This is a genomic window from Ruegeria sp. AJ12 (assembly GCF_056536245.1).
This window is the reverse complement of sequence record NZ_JBQFJJ010000001.1, coordinates 630,001-648,944: the sequence shown is the minus strand read 5'-3', so window position 1 is coordinate 648,944 and position 18,944 is coordinate 630,001. Positions and strand designations below refer to the sequence as shown.

The 18,944-nt window shown below is 57.2% G+C and carries 14 protein-coding genes, 1 tRNA gene and 2 rRNA genes (1 of these 17 running past the window's edge); 8 read left to right on the top strand and 9 right to left on the bottom strand.

The window, feature by feature from the left end; translation table 11 throughout:
• Positions 1-10: 10 nt before the first annotated feature.
• Entirely contained in the window at positions 11-1,060 is a 1,050-nt protein-coding gene (locus tag ACR3E0_RS03195; protein ID WP_480476093.1) for a GlxA family transcriptional regulator, read from the bottom strand.
• Between the two features lie 139 nt (positions 1,061-1,199).
• On the opposite strand from ACR3E0_RS03195, the gene ACR3E0_RS03190 reads away from it, so the two are divergent.
• The 7 genes from ACR3E0_RS03190 to ACR3E0_RS03160 all read left to right on the top strand — a co-directional run bounded on the left by ACR3E0_RS03190 (position 1,200) and on the right by ACR3E0_RS03160 (position 9,322).
• Positions 1,200-2,096, top strand: a complete 897-nt coding sequence (locus tag ACR3E0_RS03190; RefSeq protein ID WP_480476090.1) for a beta-keto acid cleavage family enzyme — start codon at positions 1,200-1,202, stop codon at positions 2,094-2,096.
• Entirely contained in the window at positions 2,093-3,097 is a 1,005-nt protein-coding gene (locus ACR3E0_RS03185) for an ABC transporter ATP-binding protein (RefSeq protein WP_480476088.1), read from the top strand. Before ACR3E0_RS03190 ends, ACR3E0_RS03185 begins: the two co-directional genes overlap by 4 nt.
• 61 nt (positions 3,098-3,158) lie before the next feature.
• The gene (locus ACR3E0_RS03180) at positions 3,159-4,265 is read left to right on the top strand and encodes an extracellular solute-binding protein (protein ID WP_480476086.1); all 1,107 of its coding nucleotides are present in this window, start codon (positions 3,159-3,161) and stop codon (positions 4,263-4,265) included.
• A gap of 131 nt (positions 4,266-4,396) precedes the next feature.
• Complete coding sequence (locus tag ACR3E0_RS03175) at positions 4,397-5,227, top strand: ABC transporter permease (protein WP_480476084.1); 831 nt, start codon at positions 4,397-4,399, stop codon at positions 5,225-5,227.
• 11 nt (positions 5,228-5,238) lie between these two features.
• Positions 5,239-6,012, top strand: a complete 774-nt coding sequence (locus tag ACR3E0_RS03170) for an ABC transporter permease (protein ID WP_480476082.1) — start codon at positions 5,239-5,241, stop codon at positions 6,010-6,012.
• 38 nt (positions 6,013-6,050) lie between these two features.
• Positions 6,051-7,199 carry an acyl-CoA dehydrogenase family protein gene (locus ACR3E0_RS03165; RefSeq protein WP_480480934.1) on the top strand — a complete coding sequence of 383 codons (1,149 nt, stop codon included), beginning with the start codon at positions 6,051-6,053 and terminating at the stop codon, positions 7,197-7,199.
• Positions 7,196-9,322, top strand: a complete 2,127-nt coding sequence (locus ACR3E0_RS03160; RefSeq protein ID WP_480476080.1) for an acetate--CoA ligase family protein — start codon at positions 7,196-7,198, stop codon at positions 9,320-9,322. Before ACR3E0_RS03165 ends, ACR3E0_RS03160 begins: the two co-directional genes overlap by 4 nt.
• 213 nt (positions 9,323-9,535) lie before the next feature.
• On the opposite strand, the gene glnT is transcribed toward ACR3E0_RS03160, so the two are convergent.
• The 5 genes from glnT to ACR3E0_RS03135 all read right to left on the bottom strand — a co-directional run bounded on the left by glnT (position 9,536) and on the right by ACR3E0_RS03135 (position 14,806).
• The gene (gene glnT / locus ACR3E0_RS03155; protein ID WP_480476078.1) at positions 9,536-10,864 is read right to left on the bottom strand and encodes a type III glutamate--ammonia ligase; all 1,329 of its coding nucleotides are present in this window, start codon (positions 10,862-10,864) and stop codon (positions 9,536-9,538) included.
• A 78-nt stretch (positions 10,865-10,942) separates the two neighbouring features.
• Complete coding sequence (locus ACR3E0_RS03150) at positions 10,943-12,271, bottom strand: FMN-binding glutamate synthase family protein (RefSeq protein ID WP_480476076.1); 1,329 nt, start codon at positions 12,269-12,271, stop codon at positions 10,943-10,945.
• A 19-nt stretch (positions 12,272-12,290) separates the two neighbouring features.
• Positions 12,291-12,974, bottom strand: a complete 684-nt coding sequence (locus ACR3E0_RS03145; protein ID WP_480476074.1) for a protein GlxC — start codon at positions 12,972-12,974, stop codon at positions 12,291-12,293.
• A 1-nt stretch (position 12,975) separates the two neighbouring features.
• The gene (locus tag ACR3E0_RS03140; RefSeq protein WP_480476072.1) at positions 12,976-13,905 is read right to left on the bottom strand and encodes a class II glutamine amidotransferase; all 930 of its coding nucleotides are present in this window, start codon (positions 13,903-13,905) and stop codon (positions 12,976-12,978) included.
• 271 nt (positions 13,906-14,176) lie between these two features.
• A complete protein-coding gene (locus tag ACR3E0_RS03135) occupies positions 14,177-14,806 on the bottom strand; it encodes a helix-turn-helix domain-containing protein (RefSeq protein WP_480476070.1) in 630 nt (209 codons plus the stop codon).
• A gap of 132 nt (positions 14,807-14,938) precedes the next feature.
• On the opposite strand from ACR3E0_RS03135, the gene ACR3E0_RS03130 reads away from it, so the two are divergent.
• The gene (locus ACR3E0_RS03130; RefSeq protein WP_480476068.1) at positions 14,939-15,979 is read left to right on the top strand and encodes a GlxA family transcriptional regulator; all 1,041 of its coding nucleotides are present in this window, start codon (positions 14,939-14,941) and stop codon (positions 15,977-15,979) included.
• A 107-nt stretch (positions 15,980-16,086) separates the two neighbouring features.
• Here the strand turns inward: ACR3E0_RS03130 and ACR3E0_RS03125 are convergent.
• From ACR3E0_RS03125 to ACR3E0_RS03115, 3 genes are all read right to left on the bottom strand, one after another.
• Positions 16,087-16,163, bottom strand: a tRNA-Met gene (locus ACR3E0_RS03125).
• Positions 16,164-16,288: 125 nt separating this feature from the next.
• Positions 16,289-16,403, bottom strand: a 5S ribosomal RNA gene (rrf, locus tag ACR3E0_RS03120).
• Between the two features lie 188 nt (positions 16,404-16,591).
• Positions 16,592-18,944, bottom strand: a 23S ribosomal RNA gene (locus ACR3E0_RS03115) (it continues 589 nt past the right edge of the window).

Below are 18,944 nucleotides of genomic sequence, written 5' to 3'. Positions count from 1 at the left end.
CTGTGGTCGCTCAGTCCGGGGGAGCCTGGCGCACGGATTCGATGAACGAGGACAATGTTCCCGGCCATTGCGGGTTCGGCTCGCTGTCGGGCCAGGCGTTGCGGTAAGCGCTGGGTTTGCGGCCAAAGCACTCCTTGAAGGCCTTGTTGAAATGCGACTGGGTGTTGAAGCCGGATGCCACTGAAATCTCACCGATACCGAGACTTGTCGACACCAGCAGAACCCGGGCGTGCTGCAGCCGCAGGAGTTGAGAGAAACGGCTCACGCTGCAGCTAAAATTCGCGTTGAACCGACGCTCCAGCTGTCGCTGTGAGATGCCGATGCGTGCAGCGATCTCGCCAATCCGCAGCGGGTCTTCGATGTGTTCCTCAATCAGTTGCACAGCCGCGCGCACGCCATCCGGGAGCGTGGCCAAGCCGCGCCCGTGGGTGATTTTCTGCGGTGTCTCCGGTGGCCTCAAGGGGTGGTGCATGATCTGATCGGCGATCTCGCCAGCCAATGCGCGACCACGATAGGTTTCAATGAAACTCAGCATCAGGTCGAAGCCCGCAGTGCCTCCGGCGCAAGTCATCACAGGGCCAATTCCGGTGTAGAGCTGTTCAACAACATGAATATTGGGAAAGCGCTCGCGAAACCCCTGCAAGTAAGACCAGTGAGTTGTCGCTTTCAGATTGGTCAGAAGCTGCGCTTCGGCCAGAATGTAGGCGCCGATCTCAACACCGCAAATCTGGACACCGTTCCGATGCTGGCGCCGCAACCATGCCATCAACTCCTGATTCCTGTAGTTCTCGCCGCCCCAGCTGGCGAGAAGGAAAACCGTCGTGTTCCGAGGCAGAATCGCCTGGGGCAGACTGCATTTGGTGGAAAGACCGTTGCTGGCCGGCACGTCAGTACCGTCAAAAGAATAAAGACCGTGCTCGTAGATTTTGGAGAGCGACAAGTAGTTGGCGACCCTAATCGGCTCGATCAGGGAGTTCAGTGTCATCATGTTGAAACGCGGCGTCAGCACGAAAGCACAGTTCCAGATTTGTCCGAACGTCTCGTGCTTTGCATCCATCATTTCCATAGATACATTTCTTACTAGATATTTATCCAGATTTTGTCTTTTTTCGCCTTATATAATTAATTGGTGTCGAAAAAAAGAACATTTCCGCAGATTTCCTGCGACATCGTGAACATAACGCATATTGGAGAAACTGATGAATCACGAGGTCATCGTGACCTGCGCCGTTACCGGTGCCGGGGACACCACCAACCGCAGCCAACAGGTTCCGATCACACCAAAACAGATCGCCGAAGCCGCGATTGAAGCCGCAGAGGCAGGGGCGGCAATTGCTCATATTCATGTCCGCGACCCGGAAACCGGACGGGCGTCTCGAGATCCCAAACTGTTCAAGGAGGTGGTGGACAGGGTGCGCGACAGCGGAACCGATGTTGTCATCAACCTGACTGCAGGCATGGGCGGCGACTGGGTTCCGGACGCCGAAAACCCCGCCATGCCGGGGCCGGGAACCGACATGATCGGTGCCGATGACCGGCTGATCCATATAGAGGAGTGCCGCCCGGAAATCTGCTCGCTGGATTGCGGCACGCTGAACTTTGGAGATGGAGACAACATCTACATCTCGACCCCACCTACCCTACGGCACATGGCAGCGAAGATTCGCGAGTGGGGCGTCAAGCCAGAGATGGAAGTCTTCGAACTGGGCCATATTCGCTTTGCGCGGCAGATGCAGTCCGAAGGGCTGATCGACGACCCCGCAATGTACCAGATTTGTCTCGGCATTCCATGGGGCGCGGATCAGACACTTGAAACTCTGATGGCGATGAAATCGCATTTGCCCGCGGATGCCGCTTGGGCCGGGTTTGGGATCAGTCGGATGCAGATGCCTATGGCGGCTGCTGTCGTGGCGGCGGGCGGTAATGTCCGGGTTGGTCTGGAGGACAACCTGTTCCTGGATCGCGGGGTTCTGGCTTCCAACGGGCAGCTTGTGACCCGGGTGGTTGAAATCATCGAACGTATGGGGGCCCGCGCCGTCACGCCCCAAGAGGCGCGCGACAAGCTGAAGCTGCGCGGTGGAAAGGCTGCCGGATGAGAGACGGCTTGAGTGCGGGCGATTTGCAGCTGCAAAAAGTATCCAAGAGCTTTGGCGCGTTTCAGGCCGTGAACGCCGTCGATCTGGATATCCAGCAAGGTGAGTTTCTGACCCTGCTCGGACCGTCCGGCTCCGGAAAGACAACGTTGCTGATGATGATCGCCGGCTTTCTCGATGTCACTGCGGGCGACATCGCCTTGGCGGGCCGTTCCATCGCGGGCACACCGGCCGAAAAACGAAACTTCGGCATGGTGTTCCAGGGATATGCGCTGTTTCCGCACATGACCGTGCGTCAGAACATTGCCTACCCTCTCGAGATTCGCAAAAGACCCCGCTCGGAGATCGAGGCGCGGGTGGATGAGATGCTGGCGCTGGTTCAGCTTGAGGCCTTTGGTCACCGCAAGCCCGACGAGCTGTCGGGCGGACAGAAGCAGCGGGTGGCCCTGGCCCGTGCGATTGCCTTTGAACCGCCGGTGCTGCTGCTGGACGAACCGCTGGGTGCGCTGGACAAGAAGTTACGCATCGAGGTGCAGGAGCAACTGAAGGACATTCACCACCGCATTGGCACCACTTTCATTTTCGTGACCCACGATCAGGAAGAGGCTTTGTCGATGTCCGACCGGATCGTGATCATGCGCAATGGCCAGGTTGAGCAGGTCGGCACTCCGCAAGAGCTTTACGAACGACCTGACACACGTTTCGCCGCAAGCTTTCTGGGCAAAAGCAATTTTTTGCACGCGGACGGACGGCTCTACGCGCTGCGGCCCGAAAAGATCAATCTGGCGCCGTCAGGGTCCCGAACAGAGCATGCCCGAAAGGCGGGTACAGTGCGATCGGTAACCTATTTTGGGTCAATGCTGAAATGCATGGTTCAGGTTGAAGGTGAGGACGATTTTGAAATCGACTTGGTCGGGTGGCACCAGAGCGATGAGCCAATCCCAGGCCAAGAGGTTGACCTGTTTTGGAGCGATGACGCTCCGGTACCGGTCGCTGACAGATAACGCACAGACACGGAAAACCGTGCACCACACAGCCACATCCAACGGAGATCGGGAGGAAAACATGGTTGATAAAACGTTCATGAAGGAAGCGGCGGTTGAAGGCGCCAAGGCATTCAAGGCCGGAAGGATGGACCGACGGTCCTTTCTGGCGCTGTGTACGATGGCGGGGGTTGCGGTTTCCGCTGTGGCTGCCGGAGACGCCGAGGCTGCAGCAGACCAGATCGTACTATGGAACTGGGGCGGTGACGCGGAACGCTGCCACGGCGAAGCGATCGGGCAGCCGTTTTCAGCGAATACGGGAATTCCACTCAGGATCGACACATCGGGCCCGCTTCAGGGCAAGATCCGCGAGATGGTCGACTCTGGCAACGTGACTGCGGACGTTGCCGATGCGGATGCGTTCGACGCAATCGCGCTGGGAAAATCGGGCCATCTGGAACCGATTGACTACAGTGTGGTTGACAAGACCAGGGTTCTGGACGGTTTCGCCTGGGAATTCGGGGTCTCGGTCATCTTTTACGGTTATGCCTTTATGTACGATACCGAGAAGTTCGGCGACAACCCACCAAGCTCGTGGGCGGATTTCTTCGACACCGCAAACTATCCCGGCAAGCGATCGCTGTACAAATGGGCCAATGGCGCGTTGGAAGGCGCATTGCTGGCAGACGGGGTCTCAAAGGATGCGTTGTATCCGCTGGACATGGACCGCGCCCTGAACAAGATCAAGGCGATCAAGGACGATAGCTTGTATTGGGGCTCAGGATCCGAGGCGCATTCGATGATCGTGAACGAAGAAGTCGTGATGGGCATGGTCTGGCAGAACCGCGCCCGCGCGATCGAGGAAGATACCGATGGACGGTTCAAGCTTGTTATGAATGAGGCACTGGCGATGCCCGGTGCCTATGTGGTGCCACGCGGCAACCCCGGTGGGGCCGATGCGATGAAATTCATTGCTCAGGCCCAGGAAGTACCTTCGCAGCTTGCGCTGCTGGAATGCCTGGGTATGACGCCGTCGAACCCCGAGGCCTTTGCGCAGATCCCCGAGGCCCTGTCCCCTTATGCGATCACGTCGGCCGAGAATGTCGGGAACGTGGTGTTTAACGACCCCGCTTGGTGGGCCGAGCATGCCGGTGACGCGGTCAACGCCTTCCTCGAAGCGATCAGCTAACCGGGAGCGGGCGAACCCTTCTCCCCGTCGCCCGCACCGCCCAAGACCGCCGCGCAAGGATTGACCTTGCGCGGCGGCGCAAACCCCCACCTGAAACGGAACTCAGCCAAGTGCAAAATCGTCTAAGATCCTTGACCGACTCGGGTTGGCTTTTGGTCCTGCCGTTTCTGGGGGTGTTGATCGCGCTGTATATCGGCCCGATCCTGAACATCCTTTGGCTGAGCTTCACCGACCCTGAGCCCGGTCTGGGCAATTACGTGGAACTGGCGACCAGCGAGGCCCTGATCCGGATTATCCTGACCACGTTACGCATCTGCCTCCTGACCACGCTGTTCAGCGTGTTGATCGGGTACCTGATCGCGTACGCGATGGTGCATGCGGATGCCAGAAACCAAAACGTGATGCTGGCGCTTTTGCTGATTTCATTTTGGATTTCGGTTCTGGTGCGTACGTTTTCCTGGCTGATGCTGCTGGGAAATAACGGGCTGATCAACAACACGCTGGAGGCGATGAACGTGATCAGCGAGCCGATTGCCTTTGTTCGGAATGAGCTTGGCGTGCTGATCGGCATGGTACATTACATGGTGCCCTACGCAGTGCTGCCGCTGCTGGCCAATATGCAGGGGCTGGACCAGCGGGTGTTTCAGGCCTCGCGCAATCTGGGGGCCTCTGGCGCGGTCACCTTCCGCCGCATCTATCTGCCGCTGACCCGACCCGGTATCGTTGCCGCGTCGCTGCTGGTGTTCATTCTGTCGCTGGGCTTTTATGTCACCCCTGCCATCCTCGGCGGCGGCAAGGTGCTGATGGCGGCCGAGTATATTTCGGTGCAACTGCTGGTGACCCTGCAATGGGGCACGGCGGCGATGCTGGCGGCGCTGATGTTGCTTGGTGTCATGGCGCTGCTGTGGATCATGTCGCGCTTTATGAAGCTCAGCACGGTGTTCGGGGGGGCGACGCAATGAGGCCGTCCGCCATGACACGCCTCCTTCGCGCAGGTGCCTGGGCTTTCCTGCTGTTTCTGGTCCTGCCCGCACTGGTCGCCATCCCGATTTCGCTCACGCCAAAGCGGTTCCTGTCTTTTCCAAGCGGAGAGGTGTCGCTGCGCCACTTCGAGAACCTGTTCACCAGCCCCGAATGGTTGTCGAGCTTCTATCAAAGCGCGGTCATTGCCACGTCAACCGCCGTGTTGGCGACCGTAATGGGCACGCTGGCGGCGGTTGGCCTGTGGCGGATCACCTCGAAATACAGCGAACTGGTTCGTGCATTGCTGCTGATGCCGCTGATCATTCCGCAGATCATTTCGGCAATGGCTTTCTACAGGCTGTGGATTCCTCTGGGCCTGCTGGACAGCTATGCCGGGCTGATCCTGGCGCATTCGATCCTGGCGGCGCCGATGGTGCTGATCACAGTCAGCGCCTCGCTGGCCAACTTTGATCCCAAGCTGGAACAGGCCTCGCGCGGGATGGGTGCCAGTGGCTTCACAACGCTGCGCCGGGTCATCATTCCGTCAATCCGACCGGGCGTGATGGCAGGGGCGCTGTTTGCCTTCATTCTCAGCTGGGACGAAATCGTCGTCTCGCTGTTCATCTCGAAATTCACGGTCTTCACTCTGCCGCGCCGGATGTGGAACGGCATTCGTGAGAACACCGATCCGACCGTGGCGGCCGCCGCTGTCGTACTGGTGGCCCTGACACTCGTCATCTTTGCGCTCACGGCCTGGCTGGGTCGGCGGCGCAACAGCCCTTAGCAATCCATTCCAAGGAGGACTCTCTAGTGAGTATTCTCATGTCCCACGAAGATGAACTGCTGCGCGATACGGTACGTTCGTTTCTCGACGATCATGTCCTGCCGCATGAAGAGATGGTCGACCGTCTGGGCGAGGTGCCCGACGAGATCGGTCGCGATATCGAGGCCAAGTCAAAGGCGTTGGGGCTCTTTGCTGCAAATCTGCCGGAACGGATCGGCGGCGGCGGTCTGAACCATACCCAGATGTCGATCATCGAGCGGGAGTTCGGCCGCACCAGCCATGCGCTGCACTCCTGGATTGCGCGCCCGACCGAATTGCTGCTCGCGTGCGACGGCGATCAGGTCGAAAAATACCTGCTGCCCTGCGTGAGCGGGGAAAAGCGTGAACTGTTTGGCCTGACCGAGCCTGAGGCCGGGTCAGACGCAATGGGCATGAAGTCGAATGCAAAGAGGGACGGAAACGATTGGATTCTGAACGGGATGAAGCATTTCATCTCAGCTCCGACCCTAGCGGATTTTGCCATCGTCTTTGCGGCGACCGGACAAGACGATACCCCACGCGGTCCGCGCAAACGGGTAACGGCGTTTCTGGTCGACCGGGATATGCCGGGCGTCACGTTCCGGGAAGGCAACAAATGTGTCTCCAACCGGGGGTACAGGACCTACGAGCTGATTTTCGATGATGTCAGACTGGGGCCGGATCAGGTGCTCGGCGAAGAAGGTCGCGGGTTTGATTTGGCCGGTCAATGGCTTGGGATGGGCCGGATCTGGGTCGGAGCGACGTGCTGCGGCAAAGCCGAACGGATGATGGAGATGGCCACGGACTGGGCTGCCACGCGCCGGCAGTTCGGCAAGCCCATTGGCAGTTTCCAGGCGACGGGTTTCCGGCTGGCCGACATGGCGATCAACCTGCGGGCGGCCGATCTTCTGGTCTGGGATGCGGTGCGCCGGGCCGATGCGGACAGTCTCAAAGACGAAGACGCAGCCATGGTTAAGGTGTTCTGCTCTGAGATGCTGAACAAGGTCGCCGACGACACGGTGCAAATTTTTGGCGGCATGGGGCTGATGGAGGAGGTTCCGGTGCAACGCATGTGGCGCGACAGCCGCATCGAGCGCATCTGGGATGGCACCAGCGAGATTCAGCGTCACATCGTGACGCGCTCGATCCTGAGGCCGCTTGGCGCATGACACCGGAACAGAGACGAAACTTTGAACGCCTGCTGCGGCCGAGACAGATCGCATTTGTCGGTGGGGCGGACGCCATCGTGGCCATCGGCGAGGCGCGGCGTCGCGGCTATGCGGGCGACATTTTGCCTGTAAACCCACGTAGAACTGAAATGGCCGGGCTGCCCTGTTTTGCTTCGCTGGATGATTTGCCCTGCGCCCCGGACGCCGTATTCTTGGCGATTCCGCCAGAGCCAGCGATTGAAGCTGTCGGCAAGCTTGCAACCCTTGGCGCAGGAGGGGTGGTCTGTTACACAGCCGGTTTCGGGGAAACCGGAGGGCGCGGGACCATCCGCGAGGCGGCATTGCGCGAAGCAGCGGGCGGGATGGCTCTGATCGGCCCCAATTGCTACGGCATCATCAACTACTTGGACGCCGCAGCGCTGTGGCCGTTCGCCCACGGCGGAGACTGTCCTGGATATGGTGCTGCAGTGATCACCCAGTCGGGCATGTTTTCTTCTGACATCACCATGTGCCAGCGGTCGCTGCCGCTAACCCATATGATCTCGGCTGGCAATCAGGCGGTACTGGCGCTTGAGGATTTTGTCGGCGTATTGGCCGGCAACCCGGCCGTGCGGGCCATTGGCCTCCATATCGAAGGTTTGCGCGATGTGGCCCGCTTTGAACGCGCGGCGGTGGACGCAATCCGGAGCGGCACCCCCATCGTGGCACTCAAAACCGGTCGCTCTCAGATCGGTGCTGCACTGACCGAGAGCCATACCGGATCACTGTCGGGAGCCAACGAACTCTATGATGCGCTTTTTGATCGAACTGGTGTGATCGCGGTTTCCAACCCGTCGCAGTTTGTGGAAACACTGAAATACCTGTGCGTAGCCGGGGCGCCGGAAGGGCCCAACGTCATGGGGTTCACCTGCTCCGGCGGCGGCGCAACCATGCTGGCGGATCACTCTGAAACCATCGGGCTTTCCTACCCTGAATTCAACGAAACCGACCGGGTGTTTCTGCAAGACCTGCTGCCCGACATTGCAACTGTGTCCAACCCGCTGGATTACACCACGCCGATCTGGGGCCAGCCGGACCATACAAGACCTGTCTTTTCCGAAGCGGTTACCCGGTCAGGCGCAGATTCCGTTATGCTTGTGCAGGATTACCCAGCGCCGGGTTTGGACGAGACCAGGCCCTGTTACCTTGCCGATGCAATGGCACTGGCCGATGCGGTACAGGAAATCGGACTGCCCGCCGCGATCTGCTCCACAATCCATGAAAATATGGATGTGGGCACGAGGACTGAGTTGATCGCGCGCGGTATCGCGCCAATGATGGGAATTCACGAAGCGTTGAATGCCACCGCCCAGGCAGCCAGCTGGGCCAAAGCCCGCGACCGTATCAGTGCCTGCCCTCCCGAGCCGTTGTTCCAGACACCAGCACCTGATCAGGTTATGGTCCTGCACGAAGCCGCCAGCAAGGCCTTTCTCGACGGTAGCGGAGTGACCCTGCCCGACAGCGCTTTGGTCTGCGAGAAAGATGCACCTGCGGCGGCCGTCGGACTTGGGTTTCCGGTGGCGCTTAAGATGATGAGCCCCAAGCTGCCGCATAAAACCGAAGCAGGCGCCGTGCGACTGGGCCTGAACAGCGCCGAAGCGGTCGCAGAAGCGGCTGCCGCAATGGTAGAAACAGTGGCCCGACATAATCCCGAGGCCGTCTCGGATCTGTTTTTGATTGAGCGTATGGTCGCTCAGCCGGTAGCCGAGATGATTGTGGGCATTCGCCATGACCCGCAATTCGGCTTGGCGATGACTATCGGCAGCGGCGGCGTGTTGGTCGAATTGTTGCGGGACACCGAAACGCTGCTCTTGCCCACAAGCGCGGCGGATATTCGGCGCGCGCTGGAAAGGCTGAAGCTCAGCAAACTTCTGAGCGGGTTCCGTGGCAGATCCAAAGTGGATCTGGACGGGCTGGCCGCACGGCTGGTGGAACTGGGCGATTTTGCTTTGGCCCATGCCAAGGACATTGCCGAGATCGAAATCAACCCGCTGTTCGTGTATGAAAGCAGTGTAACTGCCGTGGATGCCTTGATTCATGTAATCGGCAAAAGGCAACCTGGCACAGGAAACAGGATCACGTAGCTTTGAGATCGGAGGTGCGTGTCCCGCCTCAGCTGTTTCAATCACACCCTCGCTGGAAGTTCGCTTGGTCAGATCGGCATGGCGGGAGTTAGCGACCGAAACTCGATTTCACTGGGCAGATTTTGTACCTGCGAATGGTCGCATAGCAGAATCTCGGGCTGAACACGCAGGTGCGGGTTCAACCCCAATTCTTGTGATGTGGCTTTCAGTGGATCATATATCCAACGTATGATCTTTTTCCCAACGCGAGAAATGGGAGACGAAAGAGTCCCATTCCCGATGTTTCATCTTGAGAAACGCACTGGAAAACTCCTGCCCCATCATCGCTTTCAATTCCGTGTCGTTGTCATACTCACGCAATCCATCAAGCATGTTCAGAGGTAGGTTGGGTGCATCGGTGACGATATGGCTTTCTGCATACATATCAATATCATACCGCCGCCCCGGATCAGCCTTCGAGCGGATACCAGACAGTCCAGCCGCTATTATGACCGCCTGCAGAAGGTATGGATTGGCCGCCCCGTCGGCCAGGCGCAGTTCAAACCGGCCGGGACCTGGGACGCGAACCATGTGAGTTCGGTTGTTGCCGGTCCATGTGACCGTATTCGGTGCCCAAGTCGCACCGGACAGTGTGCGAGGCGCATTGATACGTTTGTAGGAATTGACCGTGGGATTTGTAATCGCCGCCAGAGCGCTGGCGTGTTTCATGATCCCGCCGAGGAAGTGTTTTCCCAGTTCACCCAAACCAACCTCACCAGTTGGACCATTTCCTTCCCCCGCGAAAACATTGGTTGTGGCCGCGTCGCCCGGCGCATCCCAAACAGAGATATGGGCATGGCAGCCATTGCCGGTTAAGCCTTCAACCGGCTTGGGCATGAATGTCGCCCGCAATCCGTGTTTTTCTGCAACTGATTTTGTCATGAACTTGAAAAAGGAATGCTTGTCGGCAGTGCGCAGAACGTCATCGAACGCCCAGTTCATTTCAAACTGCCCGTTCGCATCCTCGTGGTCGTTTTGATATGGGCACCAACCAAGCTCGAGCATGTAGTCGCAGATTTCGCGCACAACGTCATAGCGCCGCATCACGGCCTGCTGGTCATAGCACGGTTTTTCGGCTGTATCGTACGCGTCGCTGATCTGGTCCCCGTCCGGGGTCAACAAAAAAAACTCGGCCTCAATACCGGTTTTGACGTGCAAGCCCATCTCGGCGGCTTCGTTGATCAGGCGTCGCAGTACATTTCGCGGGGCCTGGGCCACGTCTTTGCCTTCCATCACACAATTGCCTGCGACCCAGGCGACCTCGGGTTTCCAGGGCAATTGGATCACCGAAGACGGATCCGGCAGCGCCAGCATATCCGGATCAGCGGGTGTCATGTCTAGCCAAGTGGCGAACCCGGCAAAGCCCGCACCATCTTCCTGCATCTCGGAGATGACTTGCGCCGGAACCAGTTTCGCCCTCTGTCCGCCGAACAGGTCGGTGAACGAGATCATGAAGTACTTGATATCTTTTTCTTTTGCGAAAGCTGCGAGATCTGTCGTCACGATTGCTTTCCTTTCCCTGTTGATTATTCGTCTTTTACAGTGAAACACGGCCACCGTTCGGTGGCCGTGTATCTTCTCTCAAATCCCTTCCTTGCCTGGGTACCAATTGGTTCCTGCCAGCGGAACCCGCGCCATGGCGGCAGCCTCGATCGTTAAGGCGCACAAATCCTCCGGCTCAAGATTGTGCAGGTGGTTGTGGCCACAGGCACGTGCGATAGTCTGTGCCTCAAGCGTCATCACCTTGAGATAGTTGCGCAATCTACGACCGGCATCGACCGGGCTCAAACGTGCGGCAAGGTCCGGATCCTGTGTCGTGATACCTGCCGGATCCTGACCTTCGTGCCAATCGTCATAGGCGCCGGTAGTGCTGCCCAGTTTCTGGTATTCGGATTCCCATTTTGGATCATTGTCGCCAATCGCGACCAGGGCTGCAGTCCCGATTGCGACCGCATCCGCGCCTAATGCCAGCGCCTTGGCCACGTCGGCTCCGGTACGAATGCCACCCGAAATAACCAACTGTACCTCGCGATGCACGCCCAGATCCTCTAGGGCCTGAACTGCGGGGCGGATACAGGCCAGCGTCGGTATGCCGACATGTTCAATGAATACATCCTGAGTTGCCGCCGTGCCGCCCTGCATCCCGTCCATCACCACCACATCGGCCCCGGCCTTCACAGCCAGCGCCGTGTCATAATAGGGCCTCGTCGCGCCAACCTTGACATGAATAGGTACCTGCCAATCGGTGATTTCTCGCAGTTCCAGAATCTTGATCTCAAGATCGTCCGGCCCGGTCCAATCCGGGTGACGACACGCCGAGCGCTGGTCAATCCCTTTGGGCAGCGTGCGCATCTCGGCGACGCGATCGCTGATTTTCTGACCCAGCAGCATCCCGCCGCCACCTGGCTTAGCACCCTGACCGACAACGATTTCAATCGCATCTGCTTTGCGCAGGTCGTTTGGGTTCATTCCATAGCGCGAAGGAAGGCACTGGTAGACCAGCTTGGAAGAGTGGTTTCTTTCTTCGGGTGTCATACCGCCGTCTCCGGTGGTCGTGGATGTTCCGGCCATGGAGGCACCGCGGCCCAAAGCCTCTTTCGCCGGTCCCGACAAGGCGCCAAAGCTCATACCAGCGATCGTAATCGGGATATCCAGCTCAACCGGTTTTTTGGCAAATCGTGTTCCCAGTGTAACTGACGTATCGCAACGTTCTCGATAGCCTTCCAAGGGATACCGGCTAACACTGGCACCTAGAAACAGCAGATCGTCGAAATGTGGGACTTTACGCTTAGCGCCACCACCTCGGATGTCGTAAATTCCGGTCGCAGCTGCACGGCGGATTTCAGAATTGATCGGATTGGTGAATGTTGCCGACTGAACAGGCAGCGTACCAGGAGGCTTGTCACTCATGTTTTAGTAACCTTCTTGCTCAATAGGTGGCGGCTTTGTCGATGTCAAAATTGTACAGCTTACGAGCCGAGCCGTAGCGTTTGAACTCTGCCGGTTTTGCATCTGATCCAGCGCGGTCCAACAGGTCCTGTAGGATCTCTTCGTGCTCAGGGCGCATTTCTTTTTCGATACAATCGGCACCGAGGCTTTTGACTGAGCCTCGAACGAACAAGCGTGCTTCGTAAATCGAGTCCCCCAGCGCATCCCCCGCATCGCCGCAAACCACCAGGTTTCCGGTTTGCGCCATAAAAGCCGACATGTGCCCGATATTGCCGTGCACCACGATGTCGATCCCCTTCATCGAGATTCCGCAGCGCGAGCTTGCGTTACCCTTGATCACCAGCAGCCCGCCATGACCCGTCGCTCCGGCGTATTGGCTTGCATCGCCATCAACGATGACCTGACCGGACATCATGTTTTCGGCGACACCCGGCCCCACGGACCCTTCAACTTTGATGGTCGCCTGTTGATTCATGCCGGCGCAATAATACCCGGTCGAGCCCTTGACGGTCACCTCGATTGCCGCATCCAATCCAACAGCAATCGCATGACTGCCCTTTGGGTTGACAATTTCCCAGCTCGTCTGATTGGTCTCAACGGTCTGCGACTGCAGCGTTGAATTCAGCCCCCGCAGGCCATCTGCTTCAAGATCATACCTTTGCATGTCAGGCCGCCCTTTCGTGGGTCGTGGGACTGTTTTCATGGGACCAGAAATAGACCGTGGCGGGTTCGGGTTCCCACACTCTTGCATGCCCGATGCCCGGCAAGTTCACGAGGGCGCGGTACTCACTGCCAAATGCGACATATTCGTCTGTTTCGGCCATGACAGCCGGCTTACATGCAATTGGATCACGCACAACGCCAAAGCCGTCCTTTGTACCGACGACAAAGGTGAAGAACCCGTCCAGATCGCTCAGACCGGATTGTAAAGCCTCGCCCAGGCTTGCACCGTTCATCATCTTCCATGTCAGGTAGGCAGCGCCAACTTCGGTGTCGTTTTCGGTCTGGGTGATCACACCTTCGCGCCGCAGTTTGCGACGCAAGGCGTTATGGTTCGAAAGCGAGCCATTGTGGACAAGACACTGGTCTGGTCCGGTGTTGAAGGGGTGTGCACCCATCGTCGTAACTGCAGACTCGGTTGCCATACGCGTGTGACCAATCCCATGCGTTCCGCACATGTCACGAATGCCAAAGCGATCAGCAACATCTTTCGGCAAGCCAACTTCCTTGTAGATTTCCAGCACTTCGCCGCGGCTCATGATCCGGACCGAGGAACGGATGTCAGCCAGCGCGGCACGCGCCGCATCGAATTGGTCTGCCGGAATGTGTAAAACTGTATGCGTGTCGTTGTCTGACTGTGTCACAGCCGCACCCAAGGCTTCACTCAGATCTTCCGCCAGACCAGCGAAATCTGTTTCAGGACGGGCGGATTGAACTGTCAGTTTGGTTTGCCCGTGTGAAGCATCGCCATAAACGGCAATCCCTGCACTGTCGGGCCCGCGATCCGACATGGTGATCAGCATATCCGTCAGCATCGTGCCCAATTGGGGCGCAAGAGACTGATCTTTCAGGAACAATCCAACAATTCCGCACATGACCGACAGCCCTCCTTGAACTTTTCATCAAGGGCGGACGGTACCAACAAATCTGCATGACATCAATATTTTAAGGAAAATTTATTTCCCTCTAGGAAATAAACACGGCATCAAGCACCCGCCTTGTGTTTGCTCGGCCTTCGGTCCCGGAACTGGAAACGCGCGCAACCCCACAGAAAACCAGGCCGTCTTATCAGAGTTCGAATTCTCGCTTGCTGGTGTGCGCATCAACGCAACGACGAACCCAGTGACTTTGCGTGATGTAGGTTGATCAGCTTGTCTGAGGGTAGCTGATCACCGAAAGGTAACGCGCCGGAAGAACGACCAATCGTTCCGGACCGTGCGGAGCATCGGCGTCAAAAAACAGCGTGTCGCCCGGTTTTAGAGGATAAATCTGATCCCCGTGGCGATAGTCAACTTCACCTTCCAACATGTAGAGCGTCTCGATACCTCCGTGCTGGAAGGCCGGAAATACATCCGATTTTGCGGTCAGCGTAATCAAATATGGCTCGACAATCACACCGGACCCGTTTGCACCTAGGTGCCCCAAGAGATTGTATTGATGGTTGGCCCGCGTTCCTTGGCGTTCCAACTCCACGCCTTCTCCGGCTTTGGTATGCACCGCTTCGCGGCGTTCTTCAAACTGGCGAAAAAAGCCGGTCAACGGGACTGACAGCGCGTCCGCCAAGACCTGCAATGTCGTCAAGGACGGCGAAGTGTTGCCGTTTTCAATTTTTGACAACATGCTGATCGACAGCCCCGTCAATTGGGCCAACTCTGCGACAGTGATGTTTTGCCGTTTACGAAAGGTGCGTACTTCGCGCCCGATTGCCACCTCGAGCACTTTTTCCTTTTCACCCGTCCGAACGGAATGTGGATTTTGCGTCAGGTTTTTCACCATTTCTGCATTGCAACTTTTCTATTCTGTTCTTTCAGTATCTTGCTACACTTGCGCGAACCAGTTCTGCAATAACGCGCCAAGGGGTGGACGTCCGGCATTGACCGTTTGTACATCTTTGCTCCCGATAGCTTAATGACAATTCCGACAGAAAAAAGAAGCAGGATTGGATTTTTACTGTTCGATGGGTTCCCGCTGGCCTGCTTAACTTCGGTGATCGAACCTCTTAGAGCAGCAAACGAGATTGCTGGACGGGCTGCGTTTTCCTGGTCGCTGGTAACTGAGGATGGAAACAAAGTCATATCGAGTGCGAATGTCCGGCTGGAAGCTGAACTCGCCTTGTCCGATTGCCGATCAGTTGACGTATTATTCTTGCTCGGCGGCCCAACCTCGGGGTTTGAGAATCCGGGGCAAGGTGACGGCAAGCTGCGCGCCCTGGCGCGTCACGGAACTGTTCTCGGGGCCATCAGCGGAGGCGTTTTCCCCTTGGCACGATCCGGCGTCATGAACGGCCACTCAGTGTCAGTGCATTGGTGCTACGAAGCTGCATTTACAGCCGAGTTTCCTGAAATTGATGCGCGACGCGAGGTGATCGTGTCAGAAGCCTCACGGTACACTGCGGCCGGCGCGGCGGCTGCGTTTGATCTGGCTTTGCATATGATCGAACACCGTTTGGGCTGCGAGATCGCGCACGAGGTTGCCTGCTGGTTTCAGCACCCTCTGATGCGGGGGGCGGGTGTGAGACAAGAGGTGCCAAACACCACCCGGTCAGACACGGGCGAAAAGCTGCCAGCGCTCGTGAAAGCCTGCATTGATTTGTTTGCAAGTCACATTGGTGACCCGATCTCGATCGCAGAGATCGGGGTTCGGACGGGTGTGACACCTCGCCAGATTGAACGCGCGTTCAAAAAAGCAACGGGGCTGAGCCCCAGTCATTACTATCGCGCAATGCGCATGAAGGCCGCTCGGCAGATGGTTATCTATACAAGGGATTCAATTGCCGATATCGCCACGGCAATCGGATACAGCTCTGTTGGCCCCCTCGTCACACACTACCGTTCCGCTTTTGGCCTCACCCCCAGTGAAGATCGCCGTCGTATCAACCAGTTTCGGATCGAGGGTAACACGCCGTTGCCGTCAAACCTATCCGGAGGCTACCGTTCAGATGTCGGTTGAAATCACAGCCTGCTTACACACCCAAACAAGATCGCGAAGGAAGGATCAAGCGATTGATCTTGGGGCTTACTTGCAGATCGACCGGGCTGATCTGGGCTATTCCGATTTGGTTGCGGGAGCAGGATTTGAACCTGCGACCTTCAGGTTATGAGCCTGACGAGCTACCGGGCTGCTCCATCCCGCGACACTTTGGTTTGGTCTACCGCCTATTCGGCTACTTGAGACCATTGTTGGCCTATCGCTTACGCTACTTGAGGCCGGGGTCGGTAATTCTGATATCGTTTTAGAGAGATTGTGGGCTTTTGCTAGGTTTGGCGGTGACCTACTCTCCCGGGGCTTAAGCCCAAGTACCATTGGCGCTGCAGTGCTTAACGACCGGGTTCGGGATGGGACCGGGTGTTTCACTTGCGCTATGACCACCAAACCGAGGAAAAGCCCACGTCGCGACTTTTGCGGAGCAAAGCGCGACGCGCGGCAGGCAGCGTCTTTATCGCAGATAAAGGCGCGTTGCCGCACGGTTATATAATCAACCAACATCGCGGCTTGGCGCTGCGACGCTGTCCTTGTTCAAGGTGTGTATGCTTCTGGTGATTTGTCTTTCCATTACTGGATCAAATCAAGCCTATCGGGCGATTAGTACCGGTCAACTGAACGCATTACTGCGCTTACATCTCCGGCCTATTGACGTGGTGGTCTTCCACGGCCCTCAGGGAGACCTTGTTTTGAGGGGGGCTTCCCGCTTAGATGCCTTCAGCGGTTATCCTGTCCGATCATAGCTACCCAGCACTGCCGTTGGCACGACAACTGGTCCACCAGTGGATCGTTCACCCCGGTCCTCTCGTACTAGGGGCAACTCCTCTCAAGTCTCCTACACCCACGGCAGATAGGGACCGAACTGTCTCACGACGTTCTAAACCCAGCTCACGTACCTCTTTAAACGGCGAACAGCCGTACCCTTGGGACCTGCTCCAGCCCCAGGATGAGATGAGCCGACATCGAGGTGCCAAACACTGCCGTCGATATGGACTCTTGGGCAGTATCAGCCTGTTATCCCCGGCGTACCTTTTATCCGTTGAGCGATGGCCCTTCCACTCGGGACCACCGGATCACTATGGCCGTCTTTCGACTCTGCTCGACTTGTCAGTCTCGCAGTCAGGCTGGCTTCTGCCATTGCACTCAACGAGCGATTTCCGACCGCTCTGAGCCAACCTTCGCGCGCCTCCGTTACGCTTTAGGAGGCGACCGCCCCAGTCAAACTACCCGCCACGCAGGGTCCCGGATCCGGATAACGGACCGCGGTTAGACATCAAGAGTGCGAAGGGTGGTATCTCAAGGGAGGCTCCACCGGGACTTGCGTCCCGGCTTCAAAGCCCACCACCTATCCTGCACATCACAATCCTGATGCCAGTGCGAAGCTGTAGTAAAGGTGCACGGGGTCTTTCCGTCTAACCGCGGGAAGCCTGCATCTTGACAGGCAATTCAATTTCGCTGAGTCGATGTTGGAGACAGCGGGGAAGTCGTTACGCCATTCGTGCAGGTCGGAACTTACCCGACAAGGAATTTCGCTACCTTAGGACCGTTATAGTTACGGCCGCCGTTTACCTGGGCTTCAATTCAAGGCTCTCACCTCTCCTTTTAACCTTCAGGCACCGGGCAGGCGTCAGACCCTATACGTCGTCTTGCGACTTCGCAGAGCCCTGTGTTTTTAATAAACAGTCGCCACCCCCTGGTTTGTGCCCCCAGCCCCTAGTTGCCTAGGAACCGGGCCTCCTTCTCGCGAACTTACGGAGGTATTTTGCCGAGTTCCTTCAACATCGTTCTCTCAAGCGCCTTGGTATGCTCTACCAGTCCACCTGTGTCGGTTTAGGGTACGGTCTGATGGAGGGCTATTTCCAGGAACCACTCAGCAGCCCAATCAATCCGATAAGATTGAACTACACCTGTGATCCGTCACATCCTCCTGGCCTAGGAATATTAACCTAGTTCCCATCGCCTACGCCTTTCGGCCTCGGCTTAGGGGCCGGCTTACCCTGCTCAGATTAGCTTTAAGCAGGAACCCTTGGACTTTCGGCGAGAGTGTCTCTCACACTCTTTGTCGCTACTCATGTCATCATTCTCACTTCTGATCGCTCCACCAGTGCCTCACAGCCTGGCTTCATCGCAAACGTCCATGCCTGCGCATAAACCACATGTTGCAGATCAGAAGATCTTTTGTTGGCCTATCGCTTCGCTACTTGAGGCCCTGCAGATCTCTCCACAGGAACCCGCCCCAGCGTCGCGGCGGCCCGATCTTCCGTCAAACAAAGGTTTATGAAGAGGCAGGACGTTTTTTCACAGAACGCTCTGCTACCGATGCTTACGCATCCCTAGACTTCGGCTCATGGCTTGAGCCCCGTTACATCTTCGCCGCAGGACAACTTATTTAGACCAGTGAGCTGTTACGCTATCTTTAAAGGATGGCTGCTTCTAAGCCAACCTCCTGGTTGTTTTGGTCGTCCCACCTGCTTTCCCACTTAGCCATGAATTGGGGGCCTTAGTCGTAGGTCAGGGTTGTTTCCCTCTCCACTACGGACGTTAGCATCCGCAGTGTGTCTGCCATCTAGTACTCCCGGGTATTCGGAGTTTGGTTAGGATCAGTAAGCCTGTGGGGCCCCATTACCCATCCAGTGCTCTACCCCCCGGGGTATTCGGATGACGCTCTACCTAAATAGATTTCGCAGAGAACCAGCTATCTCCGAGTTTGATTGGCCTTTCACCCCTAGGCACAGCTCATCCCGATCCTTTTCAACGGATGTGGGTTCGGTCCTCCAGTAAGTGTTACCTTACCTTCAACCTGGCCATGCCTAGATCACTCGGTTTCGGGTCTGATCCCACGAACTCATTCGCCCTATTAAGACTCGCTTTCGCTACGCCTACACCTAACGGCTTAAGCTTGCTCGTGAGACCAAGTCGATGACCCATTATA

Coding starts and splice junctions, on each gene's coding strand:
- ACR3E0_RS03180 (WP_480476086.1), top strand. CDS start 3,159: ATGGTTGATAAAACGTTCATGAAGGAAGCGGCGGTTGAAGGCGCCAAG.
- ACR3E0_RS03185 (WP_480476088.1), top strand. CDS start 2,093: ATGAGAGACGGCTTGAGTGCGGGCGATTTGCAGCTGCAAAAAGTATCC.
- ACR3E0_RS03140 (WP_480476072.1), bottom strand. CDS start 13,905: ATGTGCGGAATTGTTGGATTGTTCCTGAAAGATCAGTCTCTTGCGCCC.
- ACR3E0_RS03165 (WP_480480934.1), top strand. CDS start 6,051: ATGTCCCACGAAGATGAACTGCTGCGCGATACGGTACGTTCGTTTCTC.
- ACR3E0_RS03170 (WP_480476082.1), top strand. CDS start 5,239: ATGACACGCCTCCTTCGCGCAGGTGCCTGGGCTTTCCTGCTGTTTCTG.
- ACR3E0_RS03135 (WP_480476070.1), bottom strand. CDS start 14,806: ATGGTGAAAAACCTGACGCAAAATCCACATTCCGTTCGGACGGGTGAA.
- ACR3E0_RS03195 (WP_480476093.1), bottom strand. CDS start 1,060: ATGATGGATGCAAAGCACGAGACGTTCGGACAAATCTGGAACTGTGCT.
- ACR3E0_RS03190 (WP_480476090.1), top strand. CDS start 1,200: ATGAATCACGAGGTCATCGTGACCTGCGCCGTTACCGGTGCCGGGGAC.
- ACR3E0_RS03130 (WP_480476068.1), top strand. CDS start 14,939: ATGACAATTCCGACAGAAAAAAGAAGCAGGATTGGATTTTTACTGTTC.
- ACR3E0_RS03145 (WP_480476074.1), bottom strand. CDS start 12,974: ATGCAAAGGTATGATCTTGAAGCAGATGGCCTGCGGGGGCTGAATTCA.
- ACR3E0_RS03160 (WP_480476080.1), top strand. CDS start 7,196: ATGACACCGGAACAGAGACGAAACTTTGAACGCCTGCTGCGGCCGAGA.
- ACR3E0_RS03150 (WP_480476076.1), bottom strand. CDS start 12,271: ATGAGTGACAAGCCTCCTGGTACGCTGCCTGTTCAGTCGGCAACATTC.